Below are 24,380 nucleotides of genomic sequence, written 5' to 3' on the forward strand. Positions count from 1 at the left end.
TTGTGCAGCAATCTGCACAATCAGATCGCGAGATCGAGCAGCAGCGCCAGGGTGAAGGCCAGTCCCACCCAGTGGTTGGCCCGGAACCGCACCAGCGCATTCGCCGGGTTCCGCGGCTCGAGCGTACGGATCTGCCAGCCCAGGATGCCGATCACCACTAGCATGCCCAAGAGGAACGGCCATCCCGCACCCACCAGCAGCGCCGCCGCCACCCACAGCACCACCGCCGCAGAATAGAACAGCGCCACCAATGTTCGCGCCCGCCGCCCGAACAATCGGGCGGTGGATTTCACCCCCACCAGCGCATCGTCCTCGATGTCCTGCAGCGCGTAGATCGTGTCGTAGCCGATCGTCCACAGGATCCCGCCGACATAAAGCAGCAGCGGGGGCAGGGCGAGGGAACCGGTCTGTGACGTCCAGCCCACCAGCGCGCCCCAGTTGAACGCCAACCCCAGGAACAACTGCGGCCACCACGTCACCCGCTTCATGAACGGATAGATCGCCACCAGCACCAGCGACGATACACCGAGCAGCACGGTTGTGCCGTTGAACTGCAGCAGCACCACCAGCCCGACCAGCGACTGCAGGACGAGGAACAGCGCCGCCTGCCGCTTCGTCACTTGGCCCGACGGGATCGGCCGTGAGCGCGTCCGCGCCACCTTCATGTCGATGTCGGTATCGACGATATCGTTGAACGTGCAGCCCGCCCCGCGCATCGCCACCGAGCCCACGTAGAACAGGATCAGCGCCCACCAGTCGAAGCCGCGTGCTGGGTTCGCCAGCGCCGCCAGCGCCAGCGCAAATCCGCACGGCCAGAACAGCAGCAGCAACGGGATCGGCCGGTCCCAGCGCGCCAGCCGCCCGTAAGGCTTCAGCCACTCCGGCGCGTAGCGATCGAGCCAGTTGCCGCGGCTCGCGTCCGCTACCGTACCTGCTGCTTTGTCAGGGGTTTGCATCGTCTGTCTTGTGTGTCGTAATGGCCCTGCGGCCAGTTTCATATCACGCGTACCACGATGCCCAGATCGCACAAGACCCTGCCTCGCCTGTTCATCGAGGCGCCGCTCGCCGCAGGCGCGAAGCTGGAGCTCGGTCGCGACCACACCAACTACCTCTTGACCGTCCTGCGCATGAAACAGGCCGATGCGCTGGTGGTGTTCAACGGCACCGACGGCGCCTGGATGGCGCGTATCGCCGACGATCACCGCAAGGGCGCCACCCTCGAACTCGTGGTGCAAACCCAGCACCAGACCGAAAAATCCGATCTCTGGTTCGGCTTCGCACCGCTGAAAACTGGCCGCCTCGACTACCTCGTGCAGAAGGCCACCGAGATGGGTGCCGGCATCATCCAGCCGGTGATCACCCGCTTCACCCAGGTCTCGCGCCTCAAGTCCGACAAGCTCCACGCCAATGTCATCGAAGCCGCCGAGCAGTGCGAAGTGCTGAGCGTCCCGAAGCTCGCCGACGAGGTCACGCTCACCGACCTCATCTCCACCTGGCAGCAGAAACACGGCCTTCGTCGCCTGATCTTCGCCGACGAAAGCGCCCCCAACCACGCCCCGAACACCCAGCTGATGGATCTCGACGGCCTCCCCATCGGCATCCTGGTCGGCCCCGAGGGCGGCTTCTCCGACGATGAGCGGCAGCTCCTCCTCGCCCAAACCTTTGTAATCCCGATCAGTCTCGGCCCCCGGATCCTCCGCGCCGACACCGCTGCGGTGGCTGCTCTCGCCGTCGTTCAATCGACCATCGGCGATTGGCGATAAAGCCCATTGCATTCGGAGCGCGGCTGGCTATTGTCCGCCGCGCCCGGCCCGGAGCCCGGCAGTCTTGCCTGTTGGAGTGCCTATGGCCGGCGAAGAAAACGCACCGCTGATTGAAACGCGGGACGACCTGCTCGAGGTCATGGCGGTCGGCGGCAAGCCCAAATCCGAGTGGCGCGTCGGCACCGAGCACGAAAAGCATGTCTATCGCAAAGCCCCGCTCCGTCCCGTCCCCTATGCCGGCGACGACGGCATCCATGCCCTGCTCAAGGGCATCGAGGCTCGCACCGGCTGGCACCCGTTCTTCGATCGCGGCAACCCGATCGGGCTGCGCAACCTCGGCGCCGTCGGCGGCATCTCGCTCGAGCCCGGTGGCCAGTTCGAACTGAGCGGCGCCCCGCAGCTCACCATCCACGATGCCGCCGCCGAGCTCGACGCGCATCTCGAGGATTGCCGCATCATCGGCGGCCCGCTCAACATCCATTTCCTCAGCCTCGGCGTCACCCCGCTCTGGTCCGTCGCCGAAATCGCCGCCATGCCGAAGTCGCGCTACGGCATCATGACCAAATACATGCAGGAGGTCGGCAGCCTCGGCACCTCGATGATGTACCGCTCGGCCACCGTGCAGGCGAACCTCGATTTCTCCGACGAAGCCGACATGGTCAAGAAGCTCCGTGTCTCGGTGGCGCTCCAGCCCATCGTCACCGCGCTCTTCGCCAACTCGCCCTTCGTCGACGGCAAGCCCTCGGGCTACCTGAGCTTCCGCTCGCACATCTGGCTCAACACCGACCGCGCCCGCACCGGCATGCTGCCCTTCGCGTTCGAAGACGGCTTCGGCTTCGATCGCTACGCCGAATACGCGCTCGACGTGCCGATGTACTTCGTCATCCGCAAGGGTGAATACATCAACGTCGCGGGCGAGAGTTTTCGCGCCTTCATGCAGGGCAAGCTCCCCCAGCTTCCCGGCGAGCGCCCGACCATCAAGGATTGGGAAAACCACCTCTCGACCCTGTTCCCCGAGGTCCGCCTCAAGCAGTTCCTCGAGCAGCGCGGCGCCGACATGGGCGATCGCGGCCACGTCCTCGCGCTCGCCGCCATCTGGACCGGCCTCCTCTACGACACCGAAGCGCTGGACGCCGCCTGGGACCTGGTCAGCGACTGGACCAATGCCGAGCGTCAGACGCTCCGCAACGAAGTCCCCCGCACCGCCATCCACACCAAGTTCCGCGGCGGCACCGTCGCCGATATCGCCCGCCTCGTGGTCGACCTCGCCGGCGACGGCCTCCGCCGCCGCAAGCACCTCGCCGCCGGCAAGGACGAGACGATCTTCCTCGATCCGCTCAACGAAACCCTCGATCTCGGCAAGACCCAGGCCGAACGCTGGCTCGACAAATACAACGGTGAATGGGCCGGCGACCTCACCCGCATCTTCGACGAAGCCGAAATCTAGTTTCTTCTCTTGATCCTCCCCGCGGGGCGGGGGGAGGCGGACCACCTGAAGGGTGGTGGACGGGGCGCCCAGCCCGCAGCTTAATCCGCCAGCGAAATCCGGTACTTCGGCATCGGCCGCTTGCGTTGCCGCCACTTCATGTAAGCCTCGTTCAGCCGATCGCGCTTTGGCTTGAGGAAACCAGGCCAGTCAAGCCCCGCCAGCTCATAGTAGCTCTCGAGAAGGTCCGTCTGCAGCAGCCGGCGCTCCTGCGTGTAGAAGCTGAAATGCGACACCAGCAGGTCGCCGAACACCTTGCCCGGCCGATTCAACTTGGCCGGCAGCACGGCCGAAAGCCACTCTTCCTCGTTCTGGTCGGGCGGATGAAACAGTTCGCCCAGCGCGATCACTTCAGCGCCGAAGAAGCCGATCGCATTGATCGAGAACCGCCCCAGCCGCACTTCCCGATCCGGCACGCGGAAATCGTCGAGCCGTCCCTTCCGGGCGGCTTCGATCAGCACCGGATGCATCGCTTCGGGAAAACTCGGATGCGCCCAGCTGTACGGACACATCGCCTGGCTGGTGATCGTTCCTTCGATCCGCACCTTGGAGAGGCTCTGGATCAACGAACTGCACACCGCATTGTTGATGATCAGCGGCGCAAACCACAGCGCCTCGCCGCGGCTGGCGAGTGCCCTCGCCTTGAAGCGTTCGAAGAACCCCGGCTCGGTGAACACGATGTCGTCGTCGAGCCGCAGGTAGAGCGCTTCCGGATCGTCGCAGAAACGGAAGAAGTCGCCGATGTTCTGGCTCGTGCCGTCTGCCGACGCGAGTCGCTTGATCGTGCAGCGTGGGTCGCTGGCCGCCAGCCGCTGGAGGTAGGCCCGGTCCGCGTCGTTGCGGCAATTGTCCCACAGCTGCCATTCGACCACCTCGGCGCTGCCGAGGACGTAGTGGCTGAGCAAACGCATATAGCGCTCCCGCCCAGCGGGAGTGACAACGATCAGCTTCAAGTCAGACCCTCAGCGAACAGCCTCGCGCCCTGTTCTCAAACGCCACGCCGGAGTCGTCAACACGTCCGTCTATCTACTTCGACGAAGCCGAGGTCCGGACCGCGGTCATCTCGACCCGTCGAAGTGGCGCAGCGGACCGTCTCAAACGGCCTGCAATGCAACCGCGGCGACCGCCAGTTGGGCTCGCTTGTATGCGGGGCGGGCTTGTCCGCGCGCGACATAGGCGTCGATGTTCGGATACTCCGCGAGCAGGCCCGACGGCCCGAGCCGCGACAGGGCGTGCACCATCATCAGGTCACCCGCGCTGAAGGCCCCATCGAGCCACTCGCTGTTGCCAAGGCGTTCGGACAGCTCGGCCAGCCGCACGCGGATGCGGTCCTTGACCAGCGGCAAGCGTTCCGCCGCCCAGCTCTCGTTGCCCTCGGCGAACCTCGCCGTCTGGAGCTCGAGGATCGGCGGCTCCACGGTGCTGAGCGCCGCAAACATCCACATGATCGCCCGCGCCCGGCCATTGGCATCGCCCGGCAGCAGCCCGGCATGCCGCTCCGCGATATGGAAGACGATAGCGCCTGACTCGAACAGCACCAGGTCGCCCGCCTCATAAGTCGGAATTTGCCCGAAAGGATGGAGCGCCCGATGCGCTGGCTGCTTCATCGCAGCAAAGGAAACGAGCCGCACCTCATAGGGCTGGTCGACTTCCTCGAGCGCCCAGCGGACGCGCATGTCGCGCGACAGTCCCTTGCCGCCGTCGGGCGACCGTTCGAAGGCGGTGATAGTGGGCTTCATCGCAAGGCTCCGTGCGTTCCGTGATCATCGCGAAGGCCTGCAAGCCTTCATTGATAATCGAACGGTCGAAGCGAGATTCGACAGGCCACCACAAATAATTCGCGTCACGGCGCCGGGAACAGCTCTCTCCGTGATCCTCCCCCGCGCGGCGGGGGAGGGGGACCGCCATGGGCGGTGGAGGGGGCGACCAAAGCCCCTGCCAGCCTATTTCGTCTGCGCCGCCAGCACCCGGCTGCCCACCCAGGCCCCGATCACCACCAGCACAACGGCCAGCACCAACCCGATCCACACGATCGGTTCGCCGAAGTTCCCCAGGAACACCGATCGCAGCGCTTCGACGATGTGCTTGAACGGGTTGAAGTTGGCGACCACCTGCAGCCAGGCCGGCGCCAGCGTCATCGGCAGCAATATCCCCGACAGCAGCAGGATCGGCAGCGCCAGCGTGTTGACCATCGGCGCCAGGGCGTCCTCGCTCTTGGTCGCGATGCCAATGGCGTTCGAGATGAACGAGAACGCCGCCCCGAGCAGCGCCACCAGCACCAGCCCGATCAGCAACGCCCCTACCGGCACCCGCAGCCCCATGAAGAACGCCGCGCCCACCAGGACGATCGCCTGCACGGTGATCACCACCACGTCGCGCAGCGTCCGCCCGGCGATGATCGCAGTCCGCGCCGCCGGGGACACCAGCTGCCGGTCGATCACCCCCGAGCGCCACTCGGCGATGATCCCGAAGCCGACGAACAGCCCGCCGAAAATCCCGAGCTGCACCAGCAGCCCCGGCACGAACACCTGCCAGGCATCCCCCTGGAACCCCGAGGTCGCCGCCACCGTCTGCAGCAGCGGCCCGAACAGCGTCAAATAGAGGATCGGCTGCAGCAGCCCGATCACCACCCACAGCGGCTGCCGCAGCGACAGGCTCATAGCCCGGGCAAAGATGATCCAGGTATCGCGAATGAAGGACATTTCCCAAACCTTCCAAGTTTCAGGCGCGCCGCCCCCTCAGTCGTCACCCTCCCCCTTGCGGGGAGGGATCAAGGGTGGGGGAGCCACACGCTCAGTCAGTTCAATCCCGTAGCGACCGTCCGGTCAGCGTCAGGAACACATCGTCCAGCGTCGGCCGGTTCACATCGACGCCGATCGCGTCGATCCCCGCCTTGGTGAGGTCGCCGAGCAGCACCGGCAGCGCCGTCGCTCCATCGGGCACATGGAAACGCACGACGTTGGCTTCGGTCACCGGCACATCCGCGCCGACCAGACGGCCCGCAATGCTGGCCGACGCGGTCGCGTCCGCCTCCGTGCGCAGCGTCAATGTGATCGTGTCACCCGACACCCGCTTCTTCAGCTCTGCCGGCGTGCCTTCGGCAACGATCGTCCCATGGTCGATGATCAGGATGCGATCCGACAGCGAGTCGGCCTCGTCCATGTAGTGTGTGGTGAGAAACACCGTGGTCCCCAGCTCGTCGCGAAGCTTGCGGATGTGATTCCACAGGTTCGCCCGGCTCTGCGGGTCGAGCCCGGTCGAGGGCTCGTCGAGGAATACCAGCCGCGGCTGGTGGATCAGCCCCATCACGATATCGAGCCGCCGCCGCTGCCCGCCCGAGAGCGATCCGCAGGTGCGGTCCCAGATCTCGGCCAGATCGAGCGCCGAGAGCAACTCCTTGCCCCGCTGGATCGCCACCGGCTTGTCGATGCCATAGAGCCGCGCATGGCTGACGATCTCCTCGCCCACCTTGGCCTCGGGCGAGGTGGAGCCCGCCTGGCTGACATAGCCGATACGCCGGCGTACCTCGACCGGATCGCGGAGCAGGTCCGCGCCCACCACCGTCGCCGAGCCGTCGGTCGGCGTCAGCAGCGTGCAGAGCATCTTCAGCGTCGTGGTCTTGCCGGCGCCGTTCGGCCCCAGAAAGCCGACGATCTCGCCTTCGCGAACGGAAAGGTCGATGCCGCGCACCGCCTCGATGGTCTTGCCCTTGGCGCCCCGCGCCTTGAAGCTTCGTTTGAGGCCCTTGGCCTCGATGATCGTGTTGGTCACTTGCGCCTCATTGTCATTGCGCGGCACGGCGAACAGCTCCACCGGCATGCGCCGGATCGGCTGGAATGGATGCGATTGCGGTTTCATGCGCCGGCCCTCCGGCCGTCGGTTGCGTCGTCTTCATGATCGTTTTGCAGGCCACCCGGCTTGATCGCGGTTGCGATTACGAGATCGCATCCGCGTATCTCGCATCGCATTCGCGTATCCTCGTGGGCGGTCCATGCGACATCCAGGAATCTTGCATTCCTCGATGTCTCATCGTATAATTATCTTATGGATCAAGATATCAACGCGTCAAGAGAAAAATCGGAGCAGGAATTCGGCCTGCGTTTCAAGGAAGCCGTTCGCGCCAGCCAGACCGCAACGGACCTCTTCGACGAAACGCTGACCCAGTTCCTCGGCATCAACCGTACCGACGGCCGCTGCCTCGATCTGATCGACCGGCGGGGCAGGGTGAGCGCCGGCCAGCTCGCCAATGACAGCGGCCTGACTACGGGCGCCGTCACTGCAGTGATCGATCGCCTCGAGGCCGCCGGCTATGTCCGCCGCATCCGCGACACTCTCGACCGGCGGAAGATCTGGGTCGAACTGACCGAGGACACCCGCAACATCACCGCACGCATCTTCGGTCACTACGAAAAGACCGGCCCGATGATGATGGCCCGCTTCACCCCCGACCAGGTCCGCGCCATCCTCGAGTATCTGGAGATCGGCACCTTCGTAGAGAACGAAATGGCCGCTGCTCTCAAGGAGCACCTCGACCCCCGAGCCACCACCCCCACCGCCCGCCTCATCCAGGCCCGCGCCTTCGAACGCGCCGTGGAAGCCGGCCGCCCCAGGCTGCAGGCAGAGCTGAACGAGCTGCTGAAGGAGAAGTAGGGGGATACGGCTGGCAGACCGGTGGGCACTTTTCATCCTCCCACCAGCCGTCATCCCGGCGAAAGCCGGGACCCACTGCTCAGACAGTCGGTCTGGGCACCGGCCGTGCCGGTCCATCACGGCAAGGTCGGAGGGCTAAAAGCGAGTGGATGACCCAGTGCACTGGGTCCCGGCTTTCGGCGGGATGACGGTCGGTGGCGGTGGAAAGAAAAATCGTCACCGACTTATCCCCCCACTCCGAACCCGTGCGATCCTGCCCTCGTCACCCACACGGGCGCGGTCGCGTACGGACGGTCGGTGGGGCGATTTCGGTGCTGGGGGAGCCGTCCCCTGGCGGCCGCGGCTGTGGGCACCCGTCCACCGTTTCCGTGCCTGGTGCACGGCGTGCGAACGCTTCCTCATGGTCCCCGCAAAAACCCCGAACAGTTCCGGCGTGGCGACGGCCTTCATATTGCGGACTACCCGCGTGGTCGAAGCCACGCCGGAACCGCCTGCTCTTTGAATCTACCGAAGCCCACGGGCTGTCGGGCGCTTCGTCGCGCCTATTCCGCCGCCATCGGCAGGCTGTCCTTGCCGTCGAGGTTGCCCATGCTGGCAACGATGTGGCTCGAAAGCGCATCATAAATCCCGCCATAGGCGTGGCTCGCGCGCATGATGGCGATCTCGGCGTCGCGCAGCCGCGGCAAATCCTTGTCCTCGGCAATCACACGCATGCCGGGCTGCAGCGCGCTCTCGGGCAGGAAGCCGACCGCGAGGTCGGTCAGCACGGCGCTGGCGATCGCCATGGCGTTCGACGAGGTATAGGCGATGCGATAGTCGCGGCCGATGCGGTTCAGCACCTCGACCGCGTTCTCCTTCCAGCAGCAGTGCAACCCGCCGGCGATCGGCAGCGGCTCGGTGGCCAGCGCCTGGCCGCCATGCGAGGCAACCCAGAACATCCGCTCGGTGCGGAACATCTCGCCATATTCGTGGTTCGTGCCCTGCGTGAAGACGATGAGGTCGTAGCGCCCCTTCTTCATCCCATCGAGCAGCTCTTCCGACGGCTGGCAGCGCACATCGACCACGATCTTGGGATGCGTGCGCTGGAAGCTCGAGAGGATCACCGGCAGCAATCTCACCGCATAGTCGTCCGGCACGCCGAAGCGGATCGAGCCCTTGAGGTCGCCATCCGAGAACACGTCCATGATCTCGGCATTGATCCGCAGCATACGCCGCGCCCGCGCATAGAGCGCATCGCCATACTCGGTCAGCGCCACCGTGCGCCCGTCGCGGCTGAGCAGCGCCTGTCCCAGCCGCTCCTCGAGCCGCTTGATCTGCATGGAAACCGCGGACTGCGTCTTGTTCACCCGGCGTGCCGCCTCGGTAAAACTGCCGCAATCGGCGATGGCACAGAAGCTCTGCAACTGGTCGAGATCGAGGGGAGTGGTCATCCCGCTTCTCCATCACGAAATTTGATGACGAGGATGAAATCTATTTGTTGGACGAATGGAAGGCAAGGGCTCATATCACCACCCATCGGTGATCCCGAGGTCGCCACCGGCGATCCTCCGATCGCTTTCCCCGCCCCGGCACTCCCGCCCAGGCAAAGATGAAATTGGAGAAGGACCATGGTCCACTTGCTTTCGAGCGAGCGGCCGTCGATGGCTGCCGCGTCGTCCAACCCGCTGAGCGCACTGGTGAATTGGTTCGCCAAAGCCCGGGCTGCGCGAACCCAGCGCATCGCCCTTGAGTCGCTTCTCGACTACGACGTTGCTCGCCTCGAGGACCTCGGCATCAACCGCCAGGACCTGTTCGAAGCGCTTGACAGCCCCAGCCAGCGCCCCGGCTACAAGCTGTCGCAGAAGCGCGCCGAGAGCGCCCGGAATTGGCTCAACCCCTGAGGTGAGTCTCCTCGTTGGCTCAATCCCAGATTGTGCCATCTTCGGGTCGGTTCACCCACCGGCCTTGTTTCCTGATGAACTGCCGGGCTCCAGGGCCCGGCTTTTTTGTTTGATCCTCCCCGGCGCAGCGGCGGAGGGGGACCAAGCAAAGCTTGGTGGAGGGGGCGCCTAGCCCATCGCGTCCAGCCGCTCAGCCACCAGCTCCTGCAGCCGCCACAGATGCGGGTCGTGGATACCCAACTGTTCGAGATGGGAGACCGTATTGAACAGGTACTCGACCATCGAGCCGCGCGACCCCACGGCCTTCGCCAGCACATCGGCGACCTGCGCCTCGCTCAGCCCCGAGACATAGCGCCCGCTGTTGCGATCGATGCAGAAGGTGAACGCCCGTACCGGGCCGTGTTCGGTCGCCACCGTCACCCAGCGCGGCGGAAACGAGGACGGCTTCTGGCTCATCTCGCGCCGGCAGAGTTTCTCGATGTTGTCTTCGGCCTGGCCCGGCGGCAGCCGGTACAGCGCGCCCTTGCAGGCGCCGCCCCGGTCCAGCGCAAGCATCAGCCCGGGATTACTCTTCGAGCCCCGGAACCAGGTGTTCCAACCGAGGCAGAAGGCGCGATGCCAGCCCCGCAGCAGCCCGGTGCGTATCTCGACGAAGTCGCAGGCCGGCTTCCAGATCAGCGAGCCATAGGCGAACACCCAGATCTGATCCGAGCCATCGCTGCCGCTGAGGATGTCCTGCACGAACTGCTTGTAGTCCTCGTCGGTGGCAGCCTCGCTTGGCGAGACCGCCCCATCCGGCTGCACCAGTAGCGCCATCCGGGCCACATGGGCCTCGTTCAAGCGCATCTGCCGCACCGGCTGGCCCATCGGCGCTGATCCTACGGGAGTTGCGCGAAGCCGTCGCCGAAGCCGTTGAGCGAAACCGGGATGCCGATACCTTCCTCCGGCGTCTTGAACACGAAGAAAATCGCGCTCTTGCCGGTGGTGAGCTTGGCGATCAGCTCGTCGTCCAGCACCACCTCGGCGACGCACCCGTTGGGCAGGCAGCGCACGAAGGCCACGCGTCCGATATTGGCGCCGTCGATATTGAGCCCGAGCCCGTTCGGCAGCAGCACGCCCAGCGGCGCCAGCACCCGCAGCAGCCGCGCCTGCTTGTCGGCGGTCTTGAGCACGATCACCGACAGCCCGACATTGGGCTGGTCCTCGGCCGAGACGTTCTGGATCAGCGCGCATTGCTCGAAGCTGGCGCCCGGCGGCGTGTCGCAGCTCATTTGCCAGTCGCCGTACTGCGCCTTGACCACGCCCTGAGACAGGGCAGGGGACATCAGACCCGCCGCAATCGCGGCCACCGCGCCAACAACCGCGAACGTCCGAACAACTAGCCCGAGGATTGGCTGCACCGATCCACTCTCTCTATATGTGACATAACGAATCCCGCGTTTCCGCAGGCTCTGCAACTTAGTCGGTTAGCCCCGCGCGGCTGTCAACAAGCCGTCCCGCATGGCGCCGCGGATAAACGCCTGCCAATCAAGGCGAGCATGAGGCGGGGCCCCTTCCACCCGAACGGTGCGTTTTGACGCACGGTGTGGCGAGAGGCATGAATTGCCTTGGGTCTGCCGATGTGGTTTAGACACGTTCCAAGTTTCAAGCGCTCCGAGGTTGAGTCGGGGCGGCGTTTCGCTATGCCGCATTTGACACCTCAACCCGCGCTAGAATACCGGACCAGACGGGATCTCAAGGGGGTTTTAGGTGACCGGCAAACTACTGAGTTCGATTGGCTCGCTCGGAGCCGCAGCCCTTGCGCTTCTGCCGATGGTGGCAACTGCGCAGGAGCAAGGCCATCCGGTGCCCGGTCAGATCGGGCTGCAGCCCTCCGTGACCCCGATCATGGATTCCATCCACGCCTTCCACGATGGCCCGCTGCTGTGGACTGCCGTGCTGATCGCAGTGCTCGTCCTGGTGCTGCTGATCGTCGTGATTGTGCGGTTCAACGCCAGGTCGAACCCCAAGCCGTCCTCCACCACGCACAACACGCTGGTCGAGATCGTCTGGACCGTAGTGCCGATCCTGATCCTCGTGATCATCGCCATCCCGTCCTTCGCGGTGCTGACCGACCAGCTCACCGTCCCCGATGGGCAGCGCAAGTATCTCGGCTCTAACATCTTCTCGTTCGGTGACGTCGAGGTTCCGGCCCCCGAGCTGACGGTCAAGGCGACCGGCCAGCAGTGGTACTGGGACTTTGAGTATGTCGACCAGGGCAAGTCGCTCTCGTCCAACATCCTCCAGGAAGTCGACAAGGACGGTAAGGACCGCCCGCACCTGAAGCCCAACCAACCGCGCCTGCTCGCGGTGGATTATGAGCTGGTCGTTCCCGTCGACACCACCGTGCGCGTTCAAGTGACCGCCGATCCGTCGGGCGTGATTCACGCCTTCGCCGTGCCCTCGTTCGGCATCAAGATCGACGCCGTGCCCGGCAAGCTCAACGAGACATGGTTCAATGCCCGCAAGACCGGCATCTACTATGGTCAGTGCTCGGAACTGTGCGGCAAGGACCATGCCTTCATGCCGATCGCCGTGCGCGTCGTGACGAAGGAAGAATTTGCGGCCTGGATGGCAGCGTTCAAGGCGGGTACCGTCGACGACGCCAACGCCACCCTGCCTGCACTCAGCTAAGGACCCGTGCGCGGGTCCTCGACCCGGCGCCCCAGGTGATACGAAAAGGGATCGCTCAGAATGGCCGATACTCACGCTTTGGAAGCCCATGATGACCACGGCCACGCCGCGGCACATGATCATGGCCATCCGACCGGCTGGCGGCGCTACGTCTATTCGACCAATCACAAGGACATCGGCACGATGTACCTTATCTTCGCGATCGTCGCGGGGGTGATTGGTGGTCTGCTCTCGGGCGCCATGCGCCTTGAGCTGCAGGAGCCCGGCATCCAGATCTTCCACGGTCTTGCCGCGCTGGTCTACCAGACCGATGCCGATGCCGCGCTCGATGCCGGCAAGCATATGTACAACGTGTTCACCACCGCTCACGCGCTCATCATGATCTTCTTCATGGTGATGCCGGCGATGATCGGCGGGTTCGGCAACTGGTTCGTGCCGCTGATGATCGGCGCGCCGGACATGGCCTTCCCGCGCATGAACAACATCTCGTTCTGGCTACTCCCGCCGGCCTTCCTGCTGCTGTTGATGTCGATGTTCTTCGAGGGGCCCTCAGGTGCGCTCGGTACCGGCGGCGGCTGGACGATATATCCGCCGTTGTCCTCGAAGGTCGGACAGCCCGGCCCGGCGATGGACTTCGCAATCCTGGCCCTGCATATCGCGGGCGCTTCCTCGATCCTCGGCGCCGTCAACTTCATCACCACCATCTTCAACATGCGCGCACCGGGCATGACCCTGCATCGCATGCCACTGTTCCCGTGGTCGGTGCTGGTCACTGCGTTCCTGCTACTGCTGTCGCTGCCGGTGCTTGCCGGCGCGATCACCATGCTGCTCACAGACCGTAATTTCGACACCCACTTCTTCGATCCGGCCGGCGGCGGCGATCCGATCCTGTTCCAGCACCTGTTCTGGTTCTTCGGTCACCCCGAGGTGTACATCCTGATCCTGCCGGGCTTCGGCATCATCAGCCACATCGTCTCGACCTTCTCGCGCAAGCCCGTGTTCGGCTACCTCGCGATGGTCTACGCCATGATTGCCATCGGCGGCGTCGGCTTCATCGTGTGGGCGCACCACATGTACACCGTCGGCATGTCGCTCGACGTGCAGCGCTACTTCGTGGCCGCCACCATGGTCATCGCGGTGCCCACGGGCGTGAAGATCTTCTCGTGGATCGCCACCATGTGGGGAGGCTCCATCAGCTTCCGCACGCCCATGCTCTGGGCCATCGGCTTCATCTTCCTGTTCACCGTCGGCGGTGTGACCGGTGTGGTGCTCGCCAATGCCGGTGCCGACCGTGCGCTACACGACACCTATTATGTCGTGGCACATTTCCACTACGTGCTGTCGCTGGGCGCCGTGTTCGCCATCTTCGCGGCCTGGTACTACTGGTACCCGAAGATGTTCGGCATCATGTACAACGAGACGCTGGCCAACATCCATTTCTGGATCACCTTCGTCGGCGTGAACGTGATCTTCTTCCCGCAGCATTTCCTCGGCCTCGCCGGCATGCCGCGCCGTTACATCGACTATCCCGATGCGTTTGCGCTGTGGAACCGCGTCTCCTCGGTCGGCTACTACATCACCTTCGCCGGCCTGGTGCTGTTCCTCTACATCCTGTTCGAAGCCGCTCGTAAGAAGCGTCCGGCTCCGGCCAATCCCTGGGGTGATGGTGCGACCACTCTCGAGTGGACGCTGTCGTCGCCGCCGCCGTTCCACCAGTTCGAGACGCTGCCGCGTATCGGCGCCGACACGAACCACTGATCCAAGAACCTGTGGCGGGGCTTCCGGGCCCCGCTGCCACAAGGGCGAGAGACATTGGCCTACGTGCACCACAGCAATGAGATCTCGACCCACGCCCACGAGGCGCGGGTTGAAGACTATCTCGCGCTGTTGAAGCCGCGGGTGATGTCGCTGGTGGTGTTCACCGCCCTCGTCGGCATGCTGCTCGCCCCCGTCGGCATCAATCCCTTCGTCGGCGCGGTCGCCATTCTCTGCATCGCCATCGGGGCAGGGGCCTCGGGCGCGCTGAACATGTGGTACGACGCCGACATCGACGCGCTGATGAGCCGTACCGCCAACCGGCCCATCCCAGCCGGCCGCATGGAACGCGACCACGCCCTGGCTTTTGGCCTCGTGCTGTCGGTCTTTTCGGTGTGCCTGCTCGGCCTGGCCACCAACTGGGTTGCCGCGGGTCTCCTAGCTTTCACCATCTTCTTTTACGCCGTGATCTACACGATGTGGCTGAAGCGCTCGACGCCGCAGAACATCGTCATCGGCGGCGCTGCCGGCGCCTTCCCGCCAATGGTCGGCTGGGCCGCCGTCACCGGCACGATCAGCATCGAATCCGTCGTGCTGTTCCTCATCATCTTCCTGTGGACGCCGCCGCATTTTTGGGCGCTGGCGCTCTACAAGCAGTCGGACTACGGCGCCGCCGGCATCCCGATGATGCCCAACGTGGCGGGCGAGGCCTCCACCAAGCTGCAGATCCTCGCCTACTCGGTGGTGCTGGTTGCCTCGACGCTGGTGCCTGGCTGGCTCGGCTTCATGGGCGTGATCTACACCGCCACCGCCGTCGCGACCGGCATTGGCTTCCTCTGGTTCGCCTGGATCCTCTTCCGCACCACCGAGACGGTGGCGATGAAGAAGGCCGGCCGCGCCCTGTTCACTTACTCGCTGAGCTATCTCTTCGTGATCTTCCTGGCGCTGATCACCGATCACGTAGCCACCACCTTGGGATGGCTCTGATGGCTGAACCAGTCAAACGCGACGAAGAGGCCGAGCTGGCTGCCCGCCGCCGCCGGCGCTCGATTGCGCTCGGCCTCGCCCTCGGCGCCTTCGTCATCATCGTCTACGTGCTGACCATCGTGAAGATGGGCCCTGCCGTGCTCGACCGGCCGCTTTGACATGACCGACGCTTCGCTCCCCAACAGTCACCGCAACCGCCACGTCGCCCTGACGCTGCTGGTCGTGGTTGCCCTGATGGTAGGCGCCGCCTATGCGGCCGTGCCGCTCTACGCGCTGTTCTGCCAGGTCACCGGGCTTGGTGGCACCACGCAGGTTTCCGCCGGCAACCCCAAGGGCGCCATCGCCCGCGAGATGACCGTGCGCTTCGACTCCAATGTCGAGGGCGGCCTGCCCTGGACCGTCACCCCCGCCAAGCCCGTCACCGACAAGATCGGCAACGTCGAGACGGTGACGTTCATCGCCCACAATTCTTCGAACAAGCCGATCACCGGCCAGGCGATCTTCAACGTCACGCCCGAGCAGACCGGCATCTACTTCAACAAGATCGAGTGCTTCTGCTTCACCGAGCAGACGCTGCAGCCCGGCGAAACCGTCGAGATGCCGATCGTCTTCTTCGTCGACCCCGATATTGCCGAGAATGGCGATCTCGACACCGTTCGCGATATCACCCTGTCCTATACATTCTACGCCGTTAAGAGCGAGGGAAGCTGACCATGGCTGCGCACGCCAAGCCCAACCACGACTATCACCTGGTAAACCCCAGTCCCTGGCCCTTCGTCGGCTCGGTCTCGGCCTTTGTCATGGCGCTCGGCGCCATCCTGTGGTTCCACGAGATCCTGCCGCCATACCTGCTGATCGTGGGTTTCATCGGCGTGCTCTACACCATGTATGCGTGGTGGAGCGACGTCATCAAGGAAGGCAAGGCCGGCGACCATACCCCGGTGGTGATGATGCATCACCGCTACGGCATGATGCTGTTCATCGCTTCCGAAGTGATGTTCTTCGTCGCCTGGTTCTGGGCCTACTTCGACGGTTTCTTCAACCAAGAGGCCCACGAGCAGTACGCCCGCATTGCGGCCCTGGGCACCACCTGGCCGCCGACTGGCGTCGAGCTGTTCAACCCCTGGCACCTGCCGCTGTTCAACACGCTGATCCTCCTGACCTCGGGCACTGCGGTGACCTGGGCCCATCATGCGCTGCTCCACAAGGACAAGCGCGGCCTCGTCTGGGGCCTGGTGATCACCATTGCGCTCGGCGCGCTGTTCACCTGTGTGCAGGCGCTCGAGTATTCCGAGGCCGGGTTCCTGTTTGGCGGCGAGGGTGCGAACATCTACGGCGCCACCTTCTTCATGGCCACCGGCTTCCACGGTTTCCACGTGCTGATCGGTACGATCTTCCTGATCGTCTGCCTGATCCGCGCCATGCGCGACAGCTTTACCCCCGAGCATCACCTCGGCTTCGAGTTCGCCGCCTGGTACTGGCACTTCGTTGACGTGGTCTGGCTGTTCCTGTTTGCCTCGATCTACGTCTGGGGCAGCTGGGGCGTGACGCTCAACCACTGAGGTGGACCTGCTAGGATCTTCAAAGGGCGCGGCTCCAGCCGCGCCCTTTGCCTTTTGGCCTGCGCGACAATGACGCGTCCCGCGCTTTCCGGATGTGATAGAAACCCGCCATGACCGAGCCCACCTCCGAACGCCTCCCATCTCCCTTCGCCACCGGCCTTGCCTGCCGCTGCCCGCGCTGCGGTGAGGGACCACTATTCTCGGGCTTCCTAAAGCCCATGAAGCGTTGCGAGAGCTGCGGCCTCGACCTCAGCTTTGCCGAGGGCACTGAGGGGCCGGCGGTGTTCATCATCCTGATCGTCGGCTTCGTCATCGTCGGAGCGGCTGCCGCCGTCGAAGGGCTGTTCCACCCGCCGCCGTTCGTTCACCTGCTGCTCTGGCTCCCTGGCACGGTGATCCTGTCGCTGCTGCTGCTTCGGCCGTTCAAGGCGACGATGATCGCGCTGCAATACCACAACAAGGCCGGTGAAGGTCGTCTCGATGGCTGACGACATCACGGCCGAGCGGCGGCCCTCGCGCCTGCTGTTCTGGGGCTTCATCGCCTTCATGCTGGTGCTGATGGTGCTGTTTACCGTCCTCGGCACCTGGCAGGTCGAGCGCCTCGGCGAGAAGGAACGGCTGATCGCCAACGTGGCGTCGCGCATGGACCAGCCGCCCGAGCAGCTGCCGCCGCTCGCCGAGTGGGGCGCCTTCGACGCGGAAGCCTGGGACTATCGCCCGGTCATCGCCTCCGGCACCTTCCTGCCGTCCGAAACCGTGCTGGTCTTCACCAGCCTTGCCGATCAGCACGGTAAGCTCTCCGGTCCCGGCTACTGGGTGATGACACCCCTGGCGCTCGCTGCCGGCGGCACTGTCTTCATCAACCGTGGCTTCGTCCCGCAGGAGTCGGCCGAGGCGTTCGCCGTCGGTGGTGTGGTTGAACCCGGCCTTGTCAGCCTTACCGGCATCGCCCGAGCCACCGAGGCCATCACCAGCTTCACGCCGGCTCCCGACACGGCCAAGCGTGTCGAATGGGTGCGCAACACCGACCGGCTGGCCTCGCTCGCGGGGGCGGTGCCCCAGCCTGTCGCGCCGATCTACATCGACCTTCCGGCCGGCCCTGGTGGGGCCTTGCCGCAGGGCGGCGAGACCACCGTCAGCTTCCCCAACAACCATCTCGGCTATGCCATTACGTGGTTCGGCTTCGCCACGCTGGTGCCGTTCCTGCTCTGGTTCTGGGCCCGCCGGCAACGGCCGCCACAGCCACCCAAGCGATGACACAAGCCATGAAACTTGCGGCGCAGCCCCAGTTTCAATAGGGTGCGGCGCAATCCCAAACCGCGTGCTGCAGCAGGCACGTGTGAGAACAAGGCGGGGCGCTTTCCCTACATGCAGTTCGTTTCTACGCGCGGCGGGGCGGTCGTGCCCGGCTTTTCAGACGCTGTTCTCGCGGGTCTAGCGAGCGACGGCGGCCTCTTCGTCCCCCAGACCTGGCCCCAGATCACCCCCAGCGAGATCGCGGCCTACGCCAACCGCCCCTATGCCGAAGTCGCCTTCGACATCATCCGCCGCTTCGTCGATGGCGAGATTCCCGATCTGGAGCTGAAGCGCATCATCGACGATGCCTACGCCACGTTCCGCCATCCCTCGGTCGCGCCGCTGGTCGAGATCGAGCCGGGGCACTTCGTCCTCGAGCTGTTCCACGGCCCGACGTTGGCGTTCAAGGACGTCGCGATGCAGTTCCTTGGGCGGGTGATGGACCACATCCTCGCCAAGCGCGGCAGCCGCGCCACCATCGTCGGCGCCACCTCCGGCGACACCGGCTCCGCCGCCATCGAGGCGTTCCGCGGCCGCGACGCCACCGACATCTTCATCCTCCACCCCGAGGGCCGCACCTCCGAAGTGCAGCGTCGGCAGATGACCACGGTGCTCGACGCCAACGTCCACAACATCGCGCTACGCGGCACGTTCGACGACTGCCAGGACATCGTCAAAGGCCTGTTCAACAACCGCCGCTTCCGCGACGCGACACAGCTGAGCGGCGTCAACTCCATCAACTGGGGCCGCATCGTCGCGCAGATCGTCTACTACTTCACCGCTGCTGCCTCGCTCGGCGCGCCGCAGCGTGAGGTGATCTTCACCGTCCCCACCGGCAATTTCGGCGACATCTTCGCGGGCTATTGCGCCGCACGCATGGGTCTGCCGATCAAGACGCTGGCCATCGCTACCAACTCCAACGACATCCTCGCCCGTACGCTCGAAACCGGGCGCTACGAGGTCACCGGTGTCCACCCTACCATCAGCCCCTCGATGGACATCCAGGTCAGCTCGAACTTCGAGCGCCTGCTGTTCGAGTCGGTCGATCGCGACGCAGACGCCGTGAAGTCGATGATGAGCGGACTGAAGCAATCCGGCGGCTTCTCCATCCCCGACAAGGGCATGGCGGCGATCCGCCGGCAGTTCGTCGCGGGCCGCACTGACGAGGCTGCGACCGCCGCGACGATCAAGGCCGTACAGACCGCCTCCGGCTACCTGCTCGACCCGCACAGCGCCGTCGGCGTTGCCGTCGCGCGCACTCTGGTGGGCGGGCCGTCGCCGGTCGTGACGCTCTCCACCGCGCATCCCGCGAAATTCCCGGCGGCCGTCAAGGCAGCGGCGGGCATTGAACCGGCTTTGCCGGCGTGGTTGTCTGATCTTTATGAACGAGAAGAACGCTACACGGTGCTGGACAACGACCAGTCCGAGGTTGAGCGGTTTATTGCGGCACGGACCCGTGCTGGAGGAGCATAAGTGACTGTCAGGAGTACGACGCTTCCGAACGGCATGACCGTTTTGACCGACGACATGCCGCACCTCGAAAGCGCCTCCCTGGGCATCTGGGTCAAGGCCGGATCGCGCAGCGAAACCGAAGCCGAGCACGGCATCTCGCACATGCTCGAGCACATGGCCTTCAAGGGCACCAAAACCCGCGATGCGTTGGAAATCGCGTCAACGATCGAGAACGTCGGCGGCGACCTCAATGCTGCGACCTCGGTCGAGCACACCGGCTACTTCGCCCGTGTGCTGAAGGAAGATGTGGCGCTCTCCGCCGACATCCTCTCGGACATCCTCCAGAATTCGCAGTTCGAGCAGCACGAGCTCGATCGCGAGCAGCAGGTGATCGTCCAGGAGATCGGTGCCGCCCGCGACAACCCTGACGACCACGTCTTCGACCTGTTCCAGCAGGCGGCCTATCCGGATCAGGCCATCGGCCGCACCATCCTCGGCACCGTCGAGTCGGTGAACAGCTTCGGGCCGGACTCCATCCGCGCCTACATGGAGCGCAACTATGTGGGCGACCACATGGTGCTCTGCGCCGCCGGCAACGTCGATCACGATGCGCTGGTCGACATCGCCAACAACCGCTTCCACGACCTCAAGACCACCGGTGCTCCGGCCCCGGAGAAGGCCGCCTATGTCGGGGGCGAGCAGCGTCTCATCTCGGACCACGAGCAGGCACACATCGTGCTCGGCATGGAAGGCCGTGCCTACAATTCCGACGGCTTCTACGCGGTGCAGATCCTCGCCTCGATTCTCGGCGGCGGCATGAGCTCGCGGCTGTTCCAGGAAGTGCGCGAGAAGCGCGGCCTCTGCTACTCGGTCTACGCCTTCCACTGGGCCTTCGCCGACAGCGGCATCTTCGGCGTCGCCGCTTCGACCGGCGAGGACGAGGTCACGGACCTGCTGCCTGTCGTGCTCGATGAACTGCGCAAGGCGACCGAAACCATCTCCGACGAGGAGGTGATCCGCGTCCGCAACCAGATTCGTGCTGGCCTGCTGATGTCGCTCGAAAGCCCGTCGTCCCGCGCCGGGCAACTGGCGCGCCAGCAGATCCTGTGGGGCCGCACCATTCCGCTGCAGGAGACGGTGGACCGGATCAACCGCATCACCGCGGATCGCGTGAAGCAGATCGCGCGGCAGATATTCGATGCCGGCAAGGTGTCGCTGGCGGGCATTGGCCCGGTCGCCAAGCTCCCCGACTATCGCGACATTGCGGCACAGCTCAAGAACTGAACGCGTGGCGACGGCGTCATGATGCTCACCTGGTTTGCTCGCGACGATACCCCGGTGCTGACGGGTCAGCGGGTGATCCTGCGCGCGCCGCGTACGAGTGACTACATCGCCTGGCGGGACCTGCGCCGTGCCAGCCGCGATTTCCTCAGGCCCTACGAACCCCGCTGGACCGACTCGGACCTCGGCCAGCGCGTCTATGCGTCGCGGCTGAAGCGCGGCCGCGACGAGGCCAAGGCCGGCACCGACTACGCCTTCTTCATTTTCACCCGCGAGGGCGAACTGGTCGGCGGCATCACCCTCTCCAACGTGCGGCGGCGTGCCGCGCAGTTCGTCAACCTCGGCTACTGGATGGGCCACAAGTTCGCCGGCAAGGGCTACATGACCGAGGCAGTGGGTCTCGTCGTGCCGTTCTGCTTTGAAACACTTGGACTTCACCGCATCCACGCGGCTTTCCTGCCCGACAATCAGGCCAGCCGTCGCGTCCTTGAAAAAAACGGATTCACGGAAGAGGGCTACGCCGAGAACTACCTCCAGATCGACGGCAGATGGGCCGATCATGTGCTATTCGGCCTTACCCGAGAGCGCTACGACGCGGCCGTTAGGCACTCCAGCCGGTGAATGCTTGTCCCAAGGGGGAAACCCCGCTACCTAAGTTCCCCAACCATGACGGCGGCAGGGCCATTTTTCATCTAATGCGTCACATCCTCTTCCTCGCGATGTGCATTGCGTTGGCTTTGGCCGGGAACCTTCCTGCCTCCGCTTTCGACGTCATCACCGCCCCCGAGAACGTCAACGCCGTGAACCTCACCGGCGTGGTCGATATCGTTCCCGGCGACGCAGGCAAGGTGCAGCTCTCCACCGCCGCCGGTGAAGACGGGATCATCCGCCGCATCGAAGTGCTGGCTTCCGTAGGCGGCAGCAACCCGAACTGGGCGCTGTTCGCGCTGCGCAACGATTCCGACGTGCAGCTCGAGCGCCTGCTGGTGGCGCCATTCTTCCGCCTGCCCGGCTCGGGCGTGTTCCGCCCCGATCTCGGTGCCGAGCGCATCAAGGTGCTGACCCCGAGCGCCGGCCTCAGGCCGACCCGCCTCACCGACCGCGAAGCGGACGTCTTCGAGGTGGTGCTCGACCCGGGCGCCACCGTGACCTTCGTCGCAGAGCTGTCGAACGGCTCGCTGCCGGAACTCTACTTGTGGAAACCCGACGCTTATCGCGACTACGTCAACTCGTTCACACTGTTCCGCGGCGTGGTACTGGGTGTTGCGGCGCTGGCGGCGGTGTTCCTCACCATCATGTTCGTGGTGAAGGGGCGCGGGATCTTCCCGGCGACGGCGGCGTTCTCATGGGCCGTGCTGATCTACCTGCTGGTCGATTTCGGCGTGCTCGGACCTTTGCTGGGCATCTCCAACGGGGCCATGCAACCGTTCCGGGCGGCGGCGGAGGCAGGCATCGCCACGACGCTGTTCGGCTTCCTGTTCATCTATTTGAACCTCCACCGCTGGCACCTGCGCTTCATCCACCTGGCGCTGGCGCTTGTGGTGGTGTTCCTCGCGCTCTTCGGTTTCGCCTTCTTCCAGCCCTCGATCGCCGCGACCGTGGCGCGGCTCGTGCTGGCGCTGCTCGGCGTCACCGGCTTCTTCCTGATCCTTTTGCTCGCGCTGCGCGGCTACGACCGGGCGGTGCTGCTGGTGCCGACCTGGGTCATCTACATCGCCTGGCTGTTCTACGCCTGGCTGGTGGTCACCGGTCAGGTGTCGAACGACGTGGCGCAGCCGGCAGTGGCGGGCGGCCTCGTGCTCATCGTCATGCTGCTCGGCTTCACCTCGGTGCAGCACGCCTTCTCCGAGGGGCAGGTGTCGATCGGCACGCTCTCCGAAGTGGAACGACGCGCGCTGGCGCTGACCGGTTCGGGCGACTTCGTCTTCGACTGGAACATCGAGCGCGACCGCGTCTCGGTCTCCGATGAACTCGGCACCCGCCTCGGCGAACGGCGCGGCGCACTGCGCGGCTCGATCAAGCGCTGGCTCGACCGTGTCCATCCCGAGGATCGCGACCGCTTCCGCACCGCCTTCGACACGCTGGTGGAACTGCGCCGCGGCAAGGTCTCGGCCGACGTGCGCCTCACTGCCCACGACGGCAGTTTCCGCACCATGCGCATGCGGGTGAAGCCGGTGCTCGGCGGCGACGGCCAGGTCAACCGCATCGTCGGCACCCTGCAGGACGTCAACGAGGACCGCGCCAGCCGCGAGCGCCTGCTGCACGACGCCGTGCATGACAGCCTGACGGGCCTGCCCAACAAGCACTTGTTCCTCGACCGGCTGGAGCGCGCCCTGGTCCGTGCCCGCCTGCCCAACGGCACCAAGCCCGCGGTGTTTCTCATTGATATCGATCGCTTCACCGAGCTCGAGGAGCGGGTAGGGCACTCCGCCGCCGACTCCGTGCTGTTGGCGATCTCCCGCCGCGTCGCCCGCGTCATGCGCCCGCTCGATACGGTCGCGCGCCTCGGCGGCGACCAGTTCGGCGTGATCCTCGCGTCCGAGCAGGCCGCCGGCAAGATCGCCGAGACCGCCGAGCAGATCCGCAAGGCCCTGAAGTCGCCCTTCAACTTCGGCGAGCGCGACCTCAGCCTTACCGCCTCCATCGGCGTTACGATCTATGACGGCAACCCGGTCGCCGCGCCCGACGTGCTGCGCGATGCCGAGCTCGCCATGTACTACGCCAAGCGCCTGGGCGGCGACCGCATCGAAGCCTTCCGCGCCTCCGCCCGCTCCATCGCCGCCTATTCAAAGGCCGGTGAGGAGGACCTCGACCGCGGCCTCCGTCATGGCGAGCTGGCGGTGCAGTTCCAGCCGATCATGGACATCCATTCTGGCACGATCGCTGGATGTGAGGCGCTGATGCGCTGGAATCATCCGCAGCGTGGCGTGGTTCCGCCCGAGGAGTTCGTGCCGCTGGCCGAGCGCACCGGGCTGATCGAGCGCCTCGGCCGCGTCGCCTTCGAGCAGGCCGCCGGGCAGGCCCGCGAATGGGCGGCATCGCTGCCGCTGCCCGAGGATTTCTTCGTCTCGGTGAACCTGTCGCCGGCGCAGCTTGCGACGGAATCGCTGCTCAACGACATGCGCGCGCTGGTCTCCGACCACCGCCAGATCGCCCGCCACCTGAAGCTGGAGATCACCGAGAGCCAGGTGATGAGCAACCCCGAGCACTCGGCCTATGTGCTGAACGCGCTGCGCGCCCTCGGCCTCCGCCTCGCGCTCGACGATTTCGGCACAGGACACTCATCGCTCAGCTACCTGCACCGCTTCCCATTCGACACCATCAAGATCCCCGCTGCCTTCGTGCAACTGGGCGACGACAGCGGCATGAGCCACACCCAGGTGCCGATCATCCGCGCCATCATTACGCTGGCGACGGAACTCGACCTCAGCGTCATCGCTGAGGGTGTCGAGACCATCGAGGAAATCGAGCGGCTGCAGCAGCTCAACTGCCAGTACGCCCAGGGCTACGCCTTCGGCGCCGCCATGAGCGGCGCGGAACTCGGCAAGCGCCTGCAGAGCCAGTTCAGCGGCAAGTAGGGCGCGGCGCTACCCGC

24 protein-coding genes are annotated in these 24,380 nt (G+C 65.1%); 16 read left to right on the top strand and 8 right to left on the bottom strand.

Annotated features, from left to right (window positions below):
• Positions 1 to 20: 20 nt before the first annotated feature.
• On the bottom strand, positions 21 to 956 hold the full coding sequence (gene ubiA, locus AC1DWU_RS13830) for a 4-hydroxybenzoate octaprenyltransferase (RefSeq protein WP_477150567.1): 936 nt from the start codon (positions 954 to 956) through the stop codon (positions 21 to 23).
• 57 nt (positions 957 to 1,013) lie between these two features.
• On the opposite strand from ubiA, the gene AC1DWU_RS13835 reads away from it, so the two are divergent.
• Entirely contained in the window at positions 1,014 to 1,763 is a 750-nt protein-coding gene (locus tag AC1DWU_RS13835; protein ID WP_477150568.1) for a 16S rRNA (uracil(1498)-N(3))-methyltransferase, read from the top strand.
• Between the two features lie 82 nt (positions 1,764 to 1,845).
• Complete coding sequence (locus AC1DWU_RS13840; RefSeq protein WP_477150569.1) at positions 1,846 to 3,210, top strand: glutamate--cysteine ligase; 1,365 nt, start codon at positions 1,846 to 1,848, stop codon at positions 3,208 to 3,210.
• Between the two features lie 80 nt (positions 3,211 to 3,290).
• Here AC1DWU_RS13840 and AC1DWU_RS13845 read toward each other — a convergent pair whose 3' ends face one another.
• The 4 genes from AC1DWU_RS13845 to AC1DWU_RS13860 form a co-directional block, all read right to left on the bottom strand.
• Positions 3,291 to 4,160, bottom strand: a complete 870-nt coding sequence (locus tag AC1DWU_RS13845) for a hypothetical protein (protein WP_477150570.1) — start codon at positions 4,158 to 4,160, stop codon at positions 3,291 to 3,293.
• 183 nt (positions 4,161 to 4,343) lie between these two features.
• Positions 4,344 to 4,988 (bottom strand): glutathione S-transferase family protein, encoded by a 645-nt coding sequence (locus tag AC1DWU_RS13850; RefSeq protein ID WP_477150571.1) that lies wholly within the window; start codon positions 4,986 to 4,988, stop codon positions 4,344 to 4,346.
• A gap of 204 nt (positions 4,989 to 5,192) precedes the next feature.
• Positions 5,193 to 5,951, bottom strand: a complete 759-nt coding sequence (locus AC1DWU_RS13855) for an ABC transporter permease (RefSeq protein WP_477150572.1) — start codon at positions 5,949 to 5,951, stop codon at positions 5,193 to 5,195.
• 100 nt (positions 5,952 to 6,051) lie between these two features.
• Positions 6,052 to 7,107: an ATP-binding cassette domain-containing protein gene (locus AC1DWU_RS13860; RefSeq protein ID WP_477150573.1), complete on the bottom strand. Its 1,056-nt coding sequence runs from the start codon at positions 7,105 to 7,107 to the stop codon at positions 6,052 to 6,054.
• A gap of 186 nt (positions 7,108 to 7,293) precedes the next feature.
• Here AC1DWU_RS13860 and AC1DWU_RS13865 point away from each other — a divergent pair, with 186 nt between their 5' ends.
• A complete protein-coding gene (locus AC1DWU_RS13865; protein WP_477150574.1) occupies positions 7,294 to 7,899 on the top strand; it encodes a MarR family winged helix-turn-helix transcriptional regulator in 606 nt (201 codons plus the stop codon).
• Positions 7,900 to 8,441: 542 nt separating this feature from the next.
• Here the strand turns inward: AC1DWU_RS13865 and AC1DWU_RS13870 are convergent.
• Positions 8,442 to 9,329, bottom strand: coding sequence for a LysR family transcriptional regulator (locus AC1DWU_RS13870; RefSeq protein ID WP_477150575.1), 888 nt, complete (start codon positions 9,327 to 9,329; stop codon positions 8,442 to 8,444).
• Positions 9,330 to 9,506: 177 nt separating this feature from the next.
• Here AC1DWU_RS13870 and AC1DWU_RS13875 point away from each other — a divergent pair, with 177 nt between their 5' ends.
• Entirely contained in the window at positions 9,507 to 9,779 is a 273-nt protein-coding gene (locus AC1DWU_RS13875) for a hypothetical protein (protein ID WP_477150576.1), read from the top strand.
• 168 nt (positions 9,780 to 9,947) lie between these two features.
• On the opposite strand, the gene AC1DWU_RS13880 is transcribed toward AC1DWU_RS13875, so the two are convergent.
• Positions 9,948 to 10,646, bottom strand: coding sequence for a gamma-glutamylcyclotransferase (locus tag AC1DWU_RS13880; RefSeq protein WP_477150577.1), 699 nt, complete (start codon positions 10,644 to 10,646; stop codon positions 9,948 to 9,950).
• Positions 10,647 to 10,657: 11 nt separating this feature from the next.
• Positions 10,658 to 11,104, bottom strand: coding sequence for an invasion associated locus B family protein (locus AC1DWU_RS13885; protein ID WP_477150578.1), 447 nt, complete (start codon positions 11,102 to 11,104; stop codon positions 10,658 to 10,660).
• 424 nt (positions 11,105 to 11,528) lie between these two features.
• Here AC1DWU_RS13885 and coxB point away from each other — a divergent pair, with 424 nt between their 5' ends.
• From coxB to AC1DWU_RS13945, 12 genes are all read left to right on the top strand, one after another.
• Positions 11,529 to 12,452, top strand: coding sequence for a cytochrome c oxidase subunit II (gene coxB, locus AC1DWU_RS13890; RefSeq protein ID WP_477150579.1), 924 nt, complete (start codon positions 11,529 to 11,531; stop codon positions 12,450 to 12,452).
• 60 nt (positions 12,453 to 12,512) lie between these two features.
• Positions 12,513 to 14,210 carry a cytochrome c oxidase subunit I gene (gene ctaD / locus AC1DWU_RS13895; RefSeq protein WP_477150580.1) on the top strand — a complete coding sequence of 566 codons (1,698 nt, stop codon included), beginning with the start codon at positions 12,513 to 12,515 and terminating at the stop codon, positions 14,208 to 14,210.
• A gap of 54 nt (positions 14,211 to 14,264) precedes the next feature.
• Complete coding sequence (locus AC1DWU_RS13900) at positions 14,265 to 15,194, top strand: heme o synthase (protein ID WP_477150581.1); 930 nt, start codon at positions 14,265 to 14,267, stop codon at positions 15,192 to 15,194.
• Complete coding sequence (locus tag AC1DWU_RS13905; RefSeq protein WP_477150582.1) at positions 15,194 to 15,352, top strand: hypothetical protein; 159 nt, start codon at positions 15,194 to 15,196, stop codon at positions 15,350 to 15,352. The genes AC1DWU_RS13900 and AC1DWU_RS13905 overlap by 1 nt, the downstream gene beginning before the upstream one ends.
• 1 nt (position 15,353) lies before the next feature.
• Positions 15,354 to 15,905 (top strand): cytochrome c oxidase assembly protein, encoded by a 552-nt coding sequence (locus tag AC1DWU_RS13910; protein WP_477150583.1) that lies wholly within the window; start codon positions 15,354 to 15,356, stop codon positions 15,903 to 15,905.
• 2 nt (positions 15,906 to 15,907) lie between these two features.
• Positions 15,908 to 16,756, top strand: a complete 849-nt coding sequence (locus AC1DWU_RS13915) for a cytochrome c oxidase subunit 3 (protein WP_477150584.1) — start codon at positions 15,908 to 15,910, stop codon at positions 16,754 to 16,756.
• A gap of 110 nt (positions 16,757 to 16,866) precedes the next feature.
• Complete coding sequence (locus AC1DWU_RS13920; RefSeq protein ID WP_477150585.1) at positions 16,867 to 17,244, top strand: DUF983 domain-containing protein; 378 nt, start codon at positions 16,867 to 16,869, stop codon at positions 17,242 to 17,244.
• A complete protein-coding gene (locus AC1DWU_RS13925) occupies positions 17,237 to 18,013 on the top strand; it encodes an SURF1 family protein (RefSeq protein WP_477150586.1) in 777 nt (258 codons plus the stop codon). The genes AC1DWU_RS13920 and AC1DWU_RS13925 overlap by 8 nt, the downstream gene beginning before the upstream one ends.
• 111 nt (positions 18,014 to 18,124) lie before the next feature.
• Positions 18,125 to 19,525 (top strand): threonine synthase, encoded by a 1,401-nt coding sequence (gene thrC, locus AC1DWU_RS13930; protein WP_477150587.1) that lies wholly within the window; start codon positions 18,125 to 18,127, stop codon positions 19,523 to 19,525.
• A complete protein-coding gene (locus tag AC1DWU_RS13935) occupies positions 19,526 to 20,788 on the top strand; it encodes a M16 family metallopeptidase (protein ID WP_477150588.1) in 1,263 nt (420 codons plus the stop codon).
• An 18-nt stretch (positions 20,789 to 20,806) separates the two neighbouring features.
• Positions 20,807 to 21,406, top strand: coding sequence for a GNAT family N-acetyltransferase (locus AC1DWU_RS13940; RefSeq protein ID WP_477150589.1), 600 nt, complete (start codon positions 20,807 to 20,809; stop codon positions 21,404 to 21,406).
• Positions 21,407 to 21,480: 74 nt separating this feature from the next.
• Positions 21,481 to 24,363: an EAL domain-containing protein gene (locus AC1DWU_RS13945; protein ID WP_477150590.1), complete on the top strand. Its 2,883-nt coding sequence runs from the start codon at positions 21,481 to 21,483 to the stop codon at positions 24,361 to 24,363.
• Positions 24,364 to 24,380: the final 17 nt, after the last annotated feature.

This window comes from Devosia sp. P2_G7 (genome assembly GCF_056403495.1).